12 protein-coding genes and 1 pseudogene are annotated in these 13,358 nt (G+C 70.0%); 9 read left to right on the top strand and 4 right to left on the bottom strand.

All coding sequences use genetic code 11. The features are described 5' to 3' along the window. Positions 1–128: 128 nt before the first annotated feature. Positions 129–605, top strand: a pseudogene (locus BRW65_RS28505) (hypothetical protein); the annotation flags it as partial. A 19-nt stretch (positions 606–624) separates the two neighbouring features. On the opposite strand, the gene BRW65_RS32560 reads toward BRW65_RS28505, so the two are convergent. Further along, positions 625–1,164 carry a DUF4333 domain-containing protein gene (locus BRW65_RS32560; RefSeq protein WP_244168256.1) on the bottom strand — a complete coding sequence of 180 codons (540 nt, stop codon included), beginning with the start codon at positions 1,162–1,164 and terminating at the stop codon, positions 625–627. Between the two features lie 318 nt (positions 1,165–1,482). On the opposite strand from BRW65_RS32560, the gene BRW65_RS28495 reads away from it, so the two are divergent. Next, positions 1,483–2,616, top strand: coding sequence for an FHA domain-containing protein (locus BRW65_RS28495; protein WP_167374112.1), 1,134 nt, complete (start codon positions 1,483–1,485; stop codon positions 2,614–2,616). Here the strand turns inward: BRW65_RS28495 and BRW65_RS28490 are convergent. Continuing rightward, positions 2,613–3,011 carry a hypothetical protein gene (locus BRW65_RS28490; RefSeq protein ID WP_073880464.1) on the bottom strand — a complete coding sequence of 133 codons (399 nt, stop codon included), beginning with the start codon at positions 3,009–3,011 and terminating at the stop codon, positions 2,613–2,615. The genes BRW65_RS28495 and BRW65_RS28490 overlap by 4 nt on opposite strands. Before the next feature lie 44 nt (positions 3,012–3,055). Beyond that, positions 3,056–3,844 carry a sensor domain-containing protein gene (locus BRW65_RS28485; RefSeq protein ID WP_073880456.1) on the bottom strand — a complete coding sequence of 263 codons (789 nt, stop codon included), beginning with the start codon at positions 3,842–3,844 and terminating at the stop codon, positions 3,056–3,058. Between the two features lie 159 nt (positions 3,845–4,003). Between BRW65_RS28485 and BRW65_RS32730 the strand changes: the two genes are divergently transcribed. The 4 genes from BRW65_RS32730 to BRW65_RS28460 all read left to right on the top strand — a co-directional run bounded on the left by BRW65_RS32730 (position 4,004) and on the right by BRW65_RS28460 (position 9,747). After that, positions 4,004–4,972 carry a sensor domain-containing protein gene (locus BRW65_RS32730; RefSeq protein ID WP_084188048.1) on the top strand — a complete coding sequence of 323 codons (969 nt, stop codon included), beginning with the start codon at positions 4,004–4,006 and terminating at the stop codon, positions 4,970–4,972. A 188-nt stretch (positions 4,973–5,160) separates the two neighbouring features. Further along, on the top strand, positions 5,161–6,513 hold the full coding sequence (locus BRW65_RS28470; protein ID WP_244168255.1) for a DUF7373 family lipoprotein: 1,353 nt from the start codon (positions 5,161–5,163) through the stop codon (positions 6,511–6,513). Continuing rightward, positions 6,510–7,718, top strand: a complete 1,209-nt coding sequence (locus BRW65_RS28465) for a DUF7373 family lipoprotein (RefSeq protein ID WP_073880450.1) — start codon at positions 6,510–6,512, stop codon at positions 7,716–7,718. The genes BRW65_RS28470 and BRW65_RS28465 overlap by 4 nt, the downstream gene beginning before the upstream one ends. A 7-nt stretch (positions 7,719–7,725) precedes the next feature. Beyond that, a complete protein-coding gene (locus BRW65_RS28460) occupies positions 7,726–9,747 on the top strand; it encodes a serine/threonine-protein kinase (RefSeq protein WP_073880448.1) in 2,022 nt (673 codons plus the stop codon). 271 nt (positions 9,748–10,018) lie between these two features. Here BRW65_RS28460 and BRW65_RS28455 read toward each other — a convergent pair whose 3' ends face one another. After that, positions 10,019–10,489 (bottom strand): DIP1984 family protein, encoded by a 471-nt coding sequence (locus tag BRW65_RS28455; protein WP_073880446.1) that lies wholly within the window; start codon positions 10,487–10,489, stop codon positions 10,019–10,021. Positions 10,490–10,605: 116 nt separating this feature from the next. Between BRW65_RS28455 and BRW65_RS28450 the strand changes: the two genes are divergently transcribed. The 3 genes from BRW65_RS28450 to BRW65_RS33020 all read left to right on the top strand — a co-directional run bounded on the left by BRW65_RS28450 (position 10,606) and on the right by BRW65_RS33020 (position 13,142). Further along, positions 10,606–11,511 carry a class I SAM-dependent methyltransferase gene (locus tag BRW65_RS28450; protein WP_073880444.1) on the top strand — a complete coding sequence of 302 codons (906 nt, stop codon included), beginning with the start codon at positions 10,606–10,608 and terminating at the stop codon, positions 11,509–11,511. A gap of 147 nt (positions 11,512–11,658) precedes the next feature. Next, a complete protein-coding gene (locus BRW65_RS28445; protein WP_139273296.1) occupies positions 11,659–13,068 on the top strand; it encodes a PPE family protein in 1,410 nt (469 codons plus the stop codon). Continuing rightward, positions 13,017–13,142: a hypothetical protein gene (locus BRW65_RS33020; protein WP_432206466.1), complete on the top strand. Its 126-nt coding sequence runs from the start codon at positions 13,017–13,019 to the stop codon at positions 13,140–13,142. The genes BRW65_RS28445 and BRW65_RS33020 overlap by 52 nt, the downstream gene beginning before the upstream one ends. The last annotated feature ends 216 nt before the right edge of the window (positions 13,143–13,358 follow it).

Raw genomic sequence — 13,358 nt, 5'->3', positions numbered from 1 at the left:
CTCCGCTGAGGGACTAACGACTGCCGTATCGGGGCCCTAGGGCCCTCGTCGGCCGTGGCTCGCCGAGAGAACATCGCCGTAATATTCGGACTCCCGCGCGACCAGGGTGGCTCCGGATTGGAGGTGCCGTAACCAGCCCCGCGCCGCCCGCCCCGCCGCCGCCGCACGCCGCGGGTTTCGCGCCGCCCTACGTGATCGCCCCACCCGGTATCGGGTCCGGCTCGGGGATGGGCGCCGCTGCCAGCTCCAGCGCCAAAAGAAAGGCGCCGGAACCGGATAGCGCGGCCGCCGCGGCGGCCGCGGCGGCACGCGAACAGTCCAGGGCCCGACGGCGGAGGCGCGCGAAGCGGCACGACTACGGCGACGAGTTCGCGGACATGAACGTCGGCGTCGACCCGGATTGGGGCGCCTCGGGTGGCGATCCTTCGGCGATCGCATCGGACAACGGCGCCGGAAAGCTCGGGTTCTCGGGCGCCGCCCGCCGCGAGGCGGGCGCCGCGGCAACGGGATTGGCCACTCTGGACGGTGACGAGTTCGGCAGCGGCCCAAGGACTCCCATGCTGCCGGGGACCTGGGACGGCGACGGCGGCAGCGAAGCGCGGTAGCGCACGCCGAGGTCCGGCTTCAGATCTTGGTGCCCTTCGGGGCGCTGACTTCATAGCTGCCCGAGTCGTCGGTGAAGGTGACCACGAACTGGTGTTTGAGGTGGTCGATGGTCACCTGGCAGGTGAAGGTGCCGCCCTTGGTGACGGTCGGGTTTTGCCCGTCGTTGCAGGAGACGTCGCTGACGTCCTTAGCGCCGTAGCCCGCCGGGTCGGCCAGGACGTGCGCGACACCGGCCTGGACGGCGGCGACATCGAGTTGCCTGGTGACGAGGAATCCCGGCGCCCAGAAACCCACGATGGCCGCGAGTGCGGCGACCACCGTGGCCGCCGCGCCCAGGTAGAGCGGCAGGCGCCCGCGGCGCGGCGCCGCGGCCGCGGGAGGGAAGGTGGTCGGCGCCCACACGTTCGCACCGACGGGTGGCTGCGGATATGCCGGGGGCCGGTGTTGCGGCATCCCGGCGAAGGAACGGGCCAGCGGTTGGGTGGGCGGCTCGTAGCAGCGCCCGGGTGCCACCGGTTGGAGAGCTTGCCGAGGCGGCATGGGCTGCTGTGGCTGCATCGGGGGCCCCTTTCCGTGTCTCGCGGCGGAGCGTCCGCCACCGCTTGAACTATAACCAAAGCACTAGCGGGATGCAACGTTTTAAAACGGTGCGGCCTTGGCGGGACGGCCTGAGGCATCAGGCGATCCGGCTGACCTGTAAGAACCCGCGCCGACGCGGGTCGGGGCGGCGGTGGCGGGCGCTGCCAGGGCCAACCACCCCGCCGCGGCACGGCCTATTTACGGGAAGGGGTGCACGCCAATCGGATGTAGCATGCAGCAGTGGTGCACCGAGTCATACCGCAGCAGCGGGGCGTCCACCCGACCGAGGAGCGATTAGTGACATCCGATCACCCGACGACCGCGCTCACGGTGCGGGTCGGCCAGGCGACCCTCACCCTGGCGCCCGCGGCGGGCGTCGCGGTCATCGGCCGCGACGCCGGGGCCACGGTCGAGGTGGACGATGAGCGGATCTCGCGGTCGCACGTTCGGCTCGAGCCGCACCGCGACGGCTGGCAGGCCTTCGACACCAGCACCAATGGGATGTTCGTCGACGGGATACGCCGCAGCTCGGTGCTGATCACCGGCGCCACCACCATCTGTCTCGGGGCGCCCGACGGGGTTGCGGTGACCCTCACTCCACAACACCGATCGGACGCACCGCTCGAGGAGTCGACCCAGGTCATGCGCCCGTTCGATGCCGAGGACGAACAATGGTGGGACAACGAGAGCGACCCCGGCGTGATGCGCGCGGGCAGCGCGGTCGCCGAGCGCCGTCAGCAGCTGGGGATCTCGCAGCGCAGCCTGGACCGCGACGGCATCATCAACGCGGGCGCCCTGATCAATTTCGAAAAGGGTCGCAGTTGGCCGCGGCGGGCCACGCTGGAGAAGCTGGAGAGGGTGCTGGACTGGCCCACCGGCCACATCACCCGCATCCGGCGGGGCGGCGCTCCGGCGCCCACCGGCAATCCGATCCGGACCGCCGCGCCGGTCACGGGCGCCGGCGACGAGGCCACCGAGTCGTTCACCGACTCGGTTCAGGCGCCGCTGATGGCCGAGACGGTGGAACTGGCCATGCACACGCTGCTCACCGCCATCTCCGAGTTACCCGAGCCCGCCCATCCCGACTTCAGCCCCAAGGCCACGAAAACCCTTGCCGACCTGCGCCGGCTGGAGCGGCTGGCATCGAGCGCCGCACGCAACGCCAAAGGCAGCCCGTCAGTCATCCTGGCGTTGAGCGGGGTGCGGCGCAGCTACAACGACTTGATGATGCGCGCGGCGCGCTCACCGTCGGCCACCTTGGGCCAGCGGCTCTATGGCGCCCGCCACCGCGCGGAGTTGAGCATCGAGGAGGCGGCCAACGGCGCCGGGCTGCCGGCGACCGTCCTCGAAGACGCCGAAGCGGAGCGACCCATCGCGCCCGAGGCCGCACGGGCGATCGAAAACCTCATCGCCCAGCTGACGATCAGTTAACGCGGCGCGGGGGAGTGCATCCAGGGGGCGGCGTGGGCCTGCGTGGCGGCCTGGCGCCGCAACTGCTTTCGCGCATTGTGGTTTTCGACTAGGGCAACCCAGTTCCAGACCAGAACGGAGGCCAGGCTCCACCACCCGGCCAGCAGGTTGTGGAGCAGGGCGTTGTCCAGTGCGGCCTCGCATTGGGCCAACGTCCCGGTGACCGTGTAGGTCTGGTTGAACGTCAGGACCACCGCGCCGGTGTGTTTCCTGATCCGCACCGCGAAGAGCGGTTGGTTGCCGGGTGGCGGCGGATAGCCCGCCCCAGAGGCGCAGTACGGCGGCGGATAGGGATGCGGGTAGGCGTGGGACTGGGGGTAGCCGTACGGGTGCCGGTGGTTGGGGTGCGTAGACATGATTCCTCCGTAATGAGTGGGGGATTGGATGTGCGACGGGTGCGTCACGCTTGCGAGATCACGGCGGTCGTCTTGGAGACGATGTCGCTGGCCTGGGTGGTGGTGTCGAACCCGCACCACAGGGTGTCGACGATGACGTTGTTGACCAGCCCGAGCGCGCGTTGGCAGGTGGTGCCGCGGCCACTGGGCTGGGTTTGCAGGATGGCCAAGGTGGTGTCGGTGGCCGACAGCTCGCCGAGATCCCAGGTGGTGGGGGCGTGGCCGGGCGGGGTGATGACGATCGAGCGGCCGGCGCAGCTGGACCAGCGGGCTTTCGACTGGCCGAAGAATTGCCGGGCCGAATCGGCGTCACGGAAGCCGATCAGGACTTGGATGAGCGCGTGCTCGCGCACTACCGACGAGGCGTCGTCGAGTATCTGCCCCTGCAGCGCCGTCCAGTTGCTGCCGCGGTACGTGGTGGCTTCGGCGGGTGCGTAGGCATCCACGCAGCTGGGGTTGGACATCATCTCGTCGTCGTGCCACATCCGCGTGACCGGCTTGCGTACCGCCATGCCGGTGGTGTGCGCGATCGTGTTCACGTCGCCCTCCTTGAGCAGCAGATCGGCGAGGTGCTGGGGCAGGATTGCCGGCGGCTGCCAACGGCCCAAGTCCGCGGCGGCCGCCGGGCGCCCGGTGGTGGTAGCGGTGCACCCGGTCAGCAGCAGAGCCAGGCCGATGGTGGCAAGGACGGCCCAGCGCACGGCCGGCGCCAGGCGCGGCCCGCGTCTCGCGGCGTCCCGCCCGCGTGCGTCGCTCGACGGTTCGGCGTGGTCTTGCCGCGATGCAGCGCTCATGGGGTCCTCCTGCCAGGTCGTCCGGGTATGGCGGAACGCTAGCAATAAAAACGGAGCGGTGCAACGTTTGAAAACATTGCGCTTCCCCAAACGCTGTGTTTCAATTCGGAGCATGCGGCGGAAGATGCCGCGCAGTCACCTCGTTCCGAAGGACTCCCAATGCCCCATTACCCGCACCCGCCCATGACGCCCATGACACCGCGCATCCCCGGCGAGGAGGTCACCGCTGTCTTGCCCCGCCGGCCGCTCGGGATCGCGGGTCCACCGCCGATACCGCGAATTCCGCCGATGCCGGCAGCGCCGCCGGCGACACCCTCCTGGTGGCCCGCACCCGGCTACCCGCCGGTGTTCGCCCCCGCGCCCCGGCGACGCTGGCCCACGTGGGCGCAGATCGCGGTGGGGGCCGCGGTCGTGGTCACTGTGGCGGCCGCAGGCTTGGCGATCAACGTGGCCGCCAGCCCCGACGACACGGCGAGTTCGACGATGCTGCCGGCGCCGGCGGCTTCCGCGGCGCCGGTCGGCCCGGGCCCGGCGCCGGAGGCGCCCACGGTGCCGTTGTCGGCGCTGCCCGGCCTGATGCTGGACGTCGCGACCATCAACAGCATCGAGGGCGCCACCGATATCGCACCGGCGCCCGACGCGGGCAACGACCACACTCCCTACAGCGGCTTGAGTACTGACCGGCCCGAATGCGGTGAGATCCAGGCGCCCGCACTGGAGTCGGAACTCGACGGCAGCGGATGGATCGGGGTTCGAACGCAGTCGCTGCAGGACCGCGACGGCGCCCGGCACCTCAACCACAGCGCGGCGATCTACTTCGCAACCGCGAAGGCGGCCAACGACTTTGCCGCCAGACAGGCCCAGGCGTGGCCGAAGTGCAACGGCGCCAGCCTGCACCTGTCCACCCGCCGGGAGCCGACCAGCGTCTGGGTAGCGGGCACCGCCACCAACCGTGACGGCATGCTCAGCATCACCAACACCCAGGAGGGCGCCGGGGGTTGGCAGTGCCAGCGAGCGCTGGCGGCGCGCAACAACATCGTCATCGACGTGCGCAGCTGTGGCGAGAACCGCACCGATCAAGCGATCACCATCGCCACCCGGATGGCCGAGCGCGTCACCGCCGGCTGATCGCCGCCCTCGCCGCGAAGGAGGGCGGTGATCGAAATGCGAATCGTGCGCGAGCGACGCCGCCGCGGCCATGATGGGCAAAATGGACGAACGAATCGGGTGCGCTGGTGACAGGGACTACCATTCTGCTGGTCTGGTCGGGATCGCCGCGGGTGGCCAGCAGTGGGCGCCGAAACGAGGGGATAGGGATGGGGGATGGGCGCGCGCCGCGTAACCGCTCCCCGCGGATCGGCCATGTCCCCGGCGACGCCGAATGGCGCCGAATCCGTCCGGCCGAGAAACGGATTCGCGCCGGGCTGCCGTCGCCGGCGTTGCTGATCGCCGCGATCGCGGCGGTGACCGTACTGGACAGCGCCTGCTCGACGGTGGTCACCGGCAGCGCAGTCAAGTCCGGCGGCCCGGCGCCACCGGCGGCCGACGTGACGCTGCTCGATCCAGGCAACTATCCGCGCCGACCGCGCCCGCCGCTGGGTACCGTCGCCGACGACGCGGCCGGGCGCCGGGTCGAATCCCAACGGATGGCGGACATGGTCGCGGGTCCCTGGCAGGTCGACGGGATGCTGATCAGCCCGCTGAGCGCCGAAATCGCGCCCACCACAGCACTTCCCGAGGTGGGCCGGCTTTCGGCGCTGGTGCGCGGTGATTCGATCGCCGCGATCGCCGCAGCCCATCACTTCGTCGCCGGCTTCGTCAGCGGGCGCGCCACCCCGCCAGCCCCACCCGGCCAGCCGCCGCCGGACAAACCCAAGATCCTCGACAACGGGGTCTTCCGTTTTCCGGGCCCTCAGGACGCCACCGACGCGGCCGCGGCGATGGCCGCCGCCGACGTGGCCACCATCCGGCCGGGCAACATCCCGGCTACCCGGCTGCCCGTCGCGCACCACCCCGACACGATGGCGAACGTGGCACCCTTGTCGGGCGGCTTCGAGGCCGAAGCGTTCACCGCTCACGGCCCCTATGTGTTCTTCCAGTTCGCCGGCTCGAAAGAGAGCGCCGGCGCCGCCGCCGACATGATCGCCAAAACCCTTGACCTGCAGGGCCCGATGGCCGACCACTTCCAGGCCACCCCGCTGGACCGGCTGGCCACCCTGCCCGCCGACCCCACCGGACTGCTGGCCCGCACCGTGCCCGTTACCGACCCCAGCGTCAACCAGGCCGCGGTCTATCCACCGCACGGCGCGCTGCATTTCCGGCCCGACCCCGTGGCCACCCAGGCGATGTTCACCGACGCCGGCATCGGTCACGTCGCCGTCGACCGCAGCGCCGTCTACGAGGCCGTCGACACCACCGGCGCACAGCGCGCGGCCGACGGGCTTGCCCGCATCGATGTTCCCTTCCTGGGCTACCGCTCCGCCCCCGGCATCAACGGGCTGCCCTCGGCGCGCTGCTTCGACCGCGGGCCCGACACCGGCGAGTTGGGCGCGGTGCGCTTCCTGTGCCTCGCCACCGCCGACCGCTACGCATTCAAAGTCACTGCCGCCCAGGAGGTCGAGGCGCACCAGATCGTCGCGGCCCAATACCTGATGCTGACGGCGTCATGACGCGCCGCACCCGCCCGTGGGGCCTCGCCGTCGCGGTCGCTGCGCTGACCGTCGCGTGCAGTTCGACCGTCGCGGGAACCGCCGTCAAAGCTCCGGGGACGGACGGATCCGACGGTGTCGACCTGGCGCTGCTCGACGCCGGGAACTTCCCCACCACCCCGCGCGACCCGCTGGGCGACGCCGGTGACGCGCTGCGCGGCGGCTGGGCCGAAGGGCGCCGCCTGGCCGGCGCCGTCGTCGGGCCCTGGGAGGTCGACCGCGACCTGACCGATTACGCCCAAATCGATTCCGGCGTGGTCAAAGACACCGACGCGGTCAACGCGTTGCTGGGCATCCCGCTGGGCGACGCACTGCGCGGCCATAACCTGCTGGCCGGGTTTTCCAGCTCACGGCACACCGAAAAAGGCCCCTACAAAGCGCTCCTCAACATCGTGTTGGAGCTGTCCAGCCCCGACGACGCGACCGCGGCGGCCGCCGACATGGCCGCCAAAGGCGCCACCCTGACGATGCCATTCGACAGTAAACCACTTCCCACACAGCCTTTTTCGATTCCCCGTCACCCCGGGACGGCCGCGCTGAGCTTCCGCTGGACCGAACAGTACCCCGCCCCGGGTGGTCCACGCTTCTCGGTGACCGCCCTGAGCGCCCACGGCCAGTACCTGCTCGCCCAAACGGCGACGTCGGCCGACACAGCCGATCTCGCAGCGCAATTGATCGCCACCACGCTGGATCTCCAGCAGCCCCTGATCGATGCCTTCAAGCCCACCCCGCCGGATCGGATGGCCCAGCTGCCGTTGGATCCCGACGGGCTGATGGCGCACACCGTGGCGCCCCGACAGGAAAACGAGTCGATCAACGACGGCATCTACGACGCGCACGGGGCGCTGCACTTGGAGGCGGACGACCCGGTGCGCCTACAGGCATTGTTCAAGTCCGCCAACGTCCAAGAGGTCGCCTACGTGCTGGAAACCCGGGTCTATCAGACCCCCGACGGCGGCGCGGCGGCGCGCATCGTCGCCGACATGTCCGGGCCGCACCAAGTCGGTGGGATAAGCGGCATGCCCAAGGCGAAATGCTTCAACGAGACGTTGGGCTACTGGTGTGTGGCGCGCGCGGACCGCTACGCCTACGAGATGCAGAACGAACAAGAGAATGCGCTGCATCAGATGATGGCCGCCCAATATCGCATGCTCACCGGGAAATGAGCGCCTGATGCCTCTCGCCGTCGGAACGGTCATCGCCGGATACCGCATCGAAGGAGTGCTCGGCTCCGGCGGGATGGGCACGGTGTACCTGGCCCGCCACCCGACGCTGCCCCGCAGCGATGCGTTGAAGATCCTGTCGGCCGAGCTGTCCGTGGACCACCAATTCAGGGTCCGTTTCACCCGCGAGGCCGACCTGGCCGCCACCTTGAACCATCCGAACATCGTGCGGGTCTACAACCGCGGTGAGACCGACGACGGACACCTGTGGATCGCCATGGAGTACGTCGAGGGAACCGCGGCCAACGACCTGGACCGCGCCAACCTCACCCCCGCCCGCATCGTGCGCATCGTCACCGACGTCGCCGCCGCACTCGACTACGCGCACTCCCGGCGGGTGCTGCACCGCGACATCAAACCCGGAAACTTCCTGGTCTCAGCGCCGGGCAGCGACCATGAGCGAGTCTTGTTGGCAGACTTCGGCATTGCGCGCGCCCTCGATGACGCCACCACGCTGACCGCCACGGGCTCGATGGTCGGCACCGCCGCCTACGCCGCACCGGAGACCATCGAGGGCGGGGCGGCAGACCCCCGCAGCGACATCTATTCGCTGGGCTGCGCGCTGTTCCGGCTGCTGACCAGCCGCACCCCCTACGAGGACAACTCGTTGCCGGCCATGTTGGCCGGACACCTGATGCGGCCCGTCCCGCGCCCCACCGACGTCAACCCGGCCCTGCCCCGCGAGGTCGACCACGTGATGGCCCGGGCGCTGGCCAAGGACCCCGCCGAGCGTTTCCAGACCGCCGGTGCGCTGGCGGCTGCCACCGCGGCCGCGTTGACCGGCAGGCCGGTGCCCATGACGCACACCGGCCCCGGCGGGCCACCGGCGGGCAACCCGACCAATCCAACGGTGACCTATCCGCCAACCGTGCCCCCGGGGGCGGCGCCGGTGCCCGGTTGGCCCGCGTACGACCCCCGCGGGGCCGCCGTGGCCCCGCACCACGCGGCGCCCCCACAGTTCACCGGCATGCCGCCTTCGTTCGGCGGCCCTGGCTTGTCGCCTAAAGCCAAGCGGCACAAACGCACTCGCCTCGCCGTCGCGGCGACCGTTGTTGTCGCGGTGCTGGTAGCCGCCGCCGTCGTGGGCATCCACCTGTTCGGCCGTAGCGGCGGCGGCCTGGGACCCTATGAACCACAAACCCTCACAACCAAATTCGGCACCGTCAAGCTTGCGCACCGTCCGATGGCCATCGCGGCGCTCGGACCCGGCGATCCCGATGCCGTCCTGTCGCTGGGAGTCCAGCCCGTCCTGATGAATGCCGCCAACGCGACCGTGCCGAATTGGCTGCAGCCACTGGTGCATTCGTCACCACCGGTGTTCGCCGCCGCCGACACCGCGGCGATCGCCGCCGCCAAGCCCGATCTCATCATCGACACCGGCGACATCGACCAACCCACCTACCAGGCCCTGACGGCGATCGCGCCCACTCTCACCCAGCCCGCCGACGACAGCCAGGACTGGACCTGGCAGACGCAGCTGAATTGGATCGCCACCGCCCTGGGCCGCACCGACACGGCCAAAACCCTCGTCGACAAGGCGCAATCCCAGCAGAACGCCATCCGCTCCGAGCACGGCGCCTTTTCCGGCAAGAGCATCGTCGTGGTCAACTACACCGGCACCACGACGACAGCCGCCGCGGCGCCGTCACCGCCGAGCGGCTACCTGGAAAGCATCGGCTTCACCTACAACACCCATTACAAGCGCAGCCCCGGCGGCCCGGTAGAGGTCCCGTTCGACATCAATGACGTTGACTACTCCGCGCGCAGCGACGTCATGCTGTTGCTGCGCACCGACCCGGCCGCAGGCGGCGGGGGATACGCGGGCCTGCCCGCCAGATACGGCAGTTTCGGCGGCACCCTGGTCATCGTCGACGACCCCGCCACCATCGTCGCCCTCAACTCCGGCGGCCCGGCCGCCACCGCTTACCTCGACACCGCGTTGGTGACCAAGCTCGCCAACCAGATCCACTGATGCCGTCTGACGATCCGCAGCGTCGGACGGTGCGCGTCCGCGTTGGAACCGGTCGGTGTATGCCCCGTGCCCACCCTCGTCGTCACGGATCCGCACGCGGTGATGTGCTGTGCGCTGTGCCCCGTCACCTGTGCGCAATGCGGGGCTGCGGTGTGAGTTGGGGAGTCGAACCCTCTGCACTGCCCTTCGTGCGCCAGGAGAGACCGGACTTGGCCCGCCGGCCTGGGCTCGTGCGCGCCTCCGCGACGCCTACCTGCTACACCCGGATCCCTTACTCCAACAGGTCTACCTCCCAGTTCGATCGCTGGATCCGCACGTCGAGCTCACGAAGCTCGCGAGCCACCTGGTCAGCTTGCGCGCGCACATCCGCAACGGTCAAGGCGGACAACATCTTTAGCTCAGAACGCAGTTGTCGGGAGTAGCCCTGCTGATTGCTCCCGGCGGCCGCGTCCGCTGCGCTCTTGAGAACGTGGTGACGCCAACGCAGCGCATCCCGGCGGGCCAACGCGTCGGTCAGCGTGCCGTCCGTGCCGATCGTCGTCGCCGCGTTCGTGCGATTGATCCGCCTGATCAACACTTCGTACTCGCCCAGCACGCCCTCGACTTCGGCGAGCAGGGCCGCCGCATCTTCGGCAGGTTCTTCGCCCTCCTGGTAGCGGGCGTTGCTCACAATGCGCGTGCGCAACTGTTCGATACGGCGCAGCGCATCGGCCCGCAATGACAACGCCTCGGCCAGCTTCACAATGTCCCCCTCCGGTGGGTGGCGCGGCTGCCTAAACAGGATAGGTCCGAGCACAGCCCGCCCGTGGTGATCAGCGGGCCCGTCGTACGTCGGCGACCGCCGGTACTGTCGAATTCGTGCGTAGTGAAGGCGATACCTGGGACATCACAACAAGTGTCGGTTCGACGGCCTTATTCGTGGCGACCGCGCGAGCGCTCGAGGCGCAGAAGCCGGACCCGCTGGCCGTCGACCCGTATGCGGAGCTGTTCTGCCGCGCCGTGGGCGGGTGGGCGGCCGACGTGCTCGACGGCAAGCTCCCTGACCACCAGCTGAAGACCCCGGACTGGGGCGCGCATTTCGTCGACTTCCAGGGCGCCCGCACCAAATACTTCGACGAGTACTTCCGCCGCGCCGCCGACGCGGGCGTGCGCCAGGTGGTCATCCTGGCGGCCGGACTGGATTCGCGGGCCTACCGGCTGGACTGGCCAGCCGGGACGACGATTTTCGAGCTGGACCAACCCCAGGTCCTCGACTTCAAGCGTGAGGTGCTCGCCGACCACGGCGCCCAACCCAAGGCCGAGCGGCGCGAGATCGCGGTGGACCTGCGCGACGACTGGCCGCAGGCCTTGCGTGACGGCGGCTTTGATCCCACCACGCCGTCGGCGTGGATAGCCGAAGGCCTGCTGATCTACCTCCCGGCCGCCGCGGAGGAGCAGCTGTTCACGGGCATCGACAACCTGGCCGCCCCCGGCAGCCACGTCGCCGTCGAGGACGGCGCGCCCCTCGACCAGGACGACTTCGAGGCGAAACGCGAGGCGGAACGCGCCGCGATGGCCGACGGTGCCGAGCGCCCCTTCTATCAGCTGGTCTACAACGAGCGGGTCGCACCGGCCACCGAATGGTTCGGCGACCGGGGCTGGACCGCCGTCGGCACCCCGCTGGCCGACTTCCTGCGCCAAAACGGCAGGCCGGTGCCCGGGCCCGACACGGACGCCGGGTCGATGGTTTCGCGTAACACCCTGGTGAGCGCGGTCAAAGCCTGACTCGTCGCGGCCGGGCTTTTCATGGATTGTCGATGAGTTGATGCCGCGCGGGAACTTTCGCGCGCCGCCCTGCGACTAATACCGGGCTGATCGGTGCGCCGCCCACAGCCCGGGCGCCACGGTCTCAGCCCGGCGAGGAGTCGCGGGATGACCGCACCGGTGTGGATGGCCCTGCCCCCGGAGGTCCATTCGGCCCAGCTGAGCAGCGGCCCCGGTCCGGCCGGCCTGCTGGCCGCCGCGGCCGCCTGGAGTTCGCTGAGCAGCACGTACGCGTCGGCGGCGGACGAGCTGTCCGCGACGCTGGCCGCCACGCAGGCCGGCGCCTGGGAGGGGCCCACCGCCGAGCAGTACGCGGCCGCCCACGCGCCCTACCTCGCGTGGCTGACGCGGGCCAGCGCCAACAGTGCGGTGACCGCCGCCCGTCACGAGACCTCGGCCTCGGCCTACACCGCCGCGCTGGCCGCCATGCCGACGCTTGGCGAGCTGGCGGCCAACCACACGGTTCACGGCGTATTGGTGGCGACCAACTTCTTCGGCATCAACACCATCCCGATCGCGGTCAACGAGGCCGACTACGCGCGGATGTGGGTCCAGGCGGCCGCCACGATGTCCACCTACCAGACGGTTTCGACGATGGCGGTGGCGTCGGCCCCGCAGACCGACCCGGCGCCGCAAATAGTGCACGCCGCCGACACCGGCCAAGACAGCGACGACGACGGAATCGTCGACAATGACGGCGGTAACCCGTACCAGCTGAGCTGGTGGATCAACCGGTTCACGGAGGTTTTCCAGACAATAGCGAGAGATTTGGCGGAGTTTCCCAGCGACCCGGCCGACGCAATAGAGGATTTGATTCAAGACATTTTCGGGCCCGCCGGACTCATCGCTGACGAGTTCACCCATCTGGGCGAGGCCCTTCAGGCGTTCCCGCAGCTTGCTGCCGTTCCGTTCATCGTGCCGGGTGGATTGGCGGGGGGCATAGCGGGGTTGAGTCTGATGGCCGGAATTCAGCCGGCCCCGGCTCCCGACGCCGCTCCGGTACCGGTGGCTCCAGCACCCAATGCGCCTGTTCCAGCGGGGCTCCGGTCGTCGCGAGCGCGGTCCCGGCCACGGCGCCGGCACCGTCTTCTCCCACGACGCCGGCCCCGTCCCCCGCGCCGGCATCGGCGGCGCCAACCGCGGCCCCACCGTCGCCGCCGCCCCCCGCCGGTGTCGAAGGCGCCGCCTTCCCGTACCTGGTCGGCGGTCCCACGATCGGGACGAACACGGGCATGGGTAGCAGCGCGCAGCGAAAGGCGCCGCAGCCCGATTCGACGCCGGCCGCGGCGGCGGCAGCGGCATCGGCGCGTGAGCAGCGGCGGGCGCGTCGCCGCCGGCAGGCGGGGCTGCAAGAGCACTACCGCGGCTACGAGTTCATGGATCTGGACCCCGATGGCGAGTGGGCGTCCGAGGATCCGCCGGCACGGGCCGGCGCCTCGATCGCATCGGATCGGGGCGCCGGCGCCCTGGGGTTCGCCGGAACCGCGAACAAGGGTGCCACCCAGGCGACCGGGCTGACGACGCTGGCGGGCGACGATTTCGGCGGCGGGCCCGCGCTGCCACTGCTGCCGGGCTCGTGGGAGGGGGACTAGCGAGCGCGGGCCGGAACTTTTCGGGTACGGCGGACGACTATTGGCTGCGTTCTCGGATTGCTAATGAAAATGGTTTTCGATAAGCTCGGCCGCTTAGAGGGGCTGGCGGTGGCCGGTCACTCCGTGGTGCGGGGGAACGACCGAAGACGCGGAAATAAGGACCCTGAAGATCCGCGATAGCGGTGATGAAGTGGGAGTGGTGTGGTGAGTCGGACG

Origin of the sequence: Mycobacterium paraffinicum (genome assembly GCF_001907675.1) — a bacterium.
Lineage (GTDB): Bacteria > Actinomycetota > Actinomycetes > Mycobacteriales > Mycobacteriaceae > Mycobacterium > Mycobacterium paraffinicum_A.
The sequence above is the reverse complement of the archived record's forward strand: the minus strand, read 5'-3'. Positions and strand labels throughout refer to the sequence as shown.

Bases quoted from the DNA above. Each gene is read 5' to 3' on its own strand.
- BRW65_RS32560 (WP_244168256.1), bottom strand. From the start codon at position 1,164: ATGCAGCCACAGCAGCCCATGCCGCCTCGGCAAGCTCTCCAACCGGTG.
- BRW65_RS28490 (WP_073880464.1), bottom strand. From the start codon at position 3,011: ATGTCTACGCACCCCAACCACCGGCACCCGTACGGCTACCCCCAGTCC.
- BRW65_RS28485 (WP_073880456.1), bottom strand. From the start codon at position 3,844: ATGAGCGCTGCATCGCGGCAAGACCACGCCGAACCGTCGAGCGACGCA.
- BRW65_RS32730 (WP_084188048.1), top strand. From the start codon at position 4,004: ATGCCCCATTACCCGCACCCGCCCATGACGCCCATGACACCGCGCATC.
- BRW65_RS28470 (WP_244168255.1), top strand. From the start codon at position 5,161: ATGGGGGATGGGCGCGCGCCGCGTAACCGCTCCCCGCGGATCGGCCAT.
- BRW65_RS28465 (WP_073880450.1), top strand. From the start codon at position 6,510: ATGACGCGCCGCACCCGCCCGTGGGGCCTCGCCGTCGCGGTCGCTGCG.
- BRW65_RS28460 (WP_073880448.1), top strand. From the start codon at position 7,726: ATGCCTCTCGCCGTCGGAACGGTCATCGCCGGATACCGCATCGAAGGA.
- BRW65_RS28445 (WP_139273296.1), top strand. From the start codon at position 11,659: ATGACCGCACCGGTGTGGATGGCCCTGCCCCCGGAGGTCCATTCGGCC.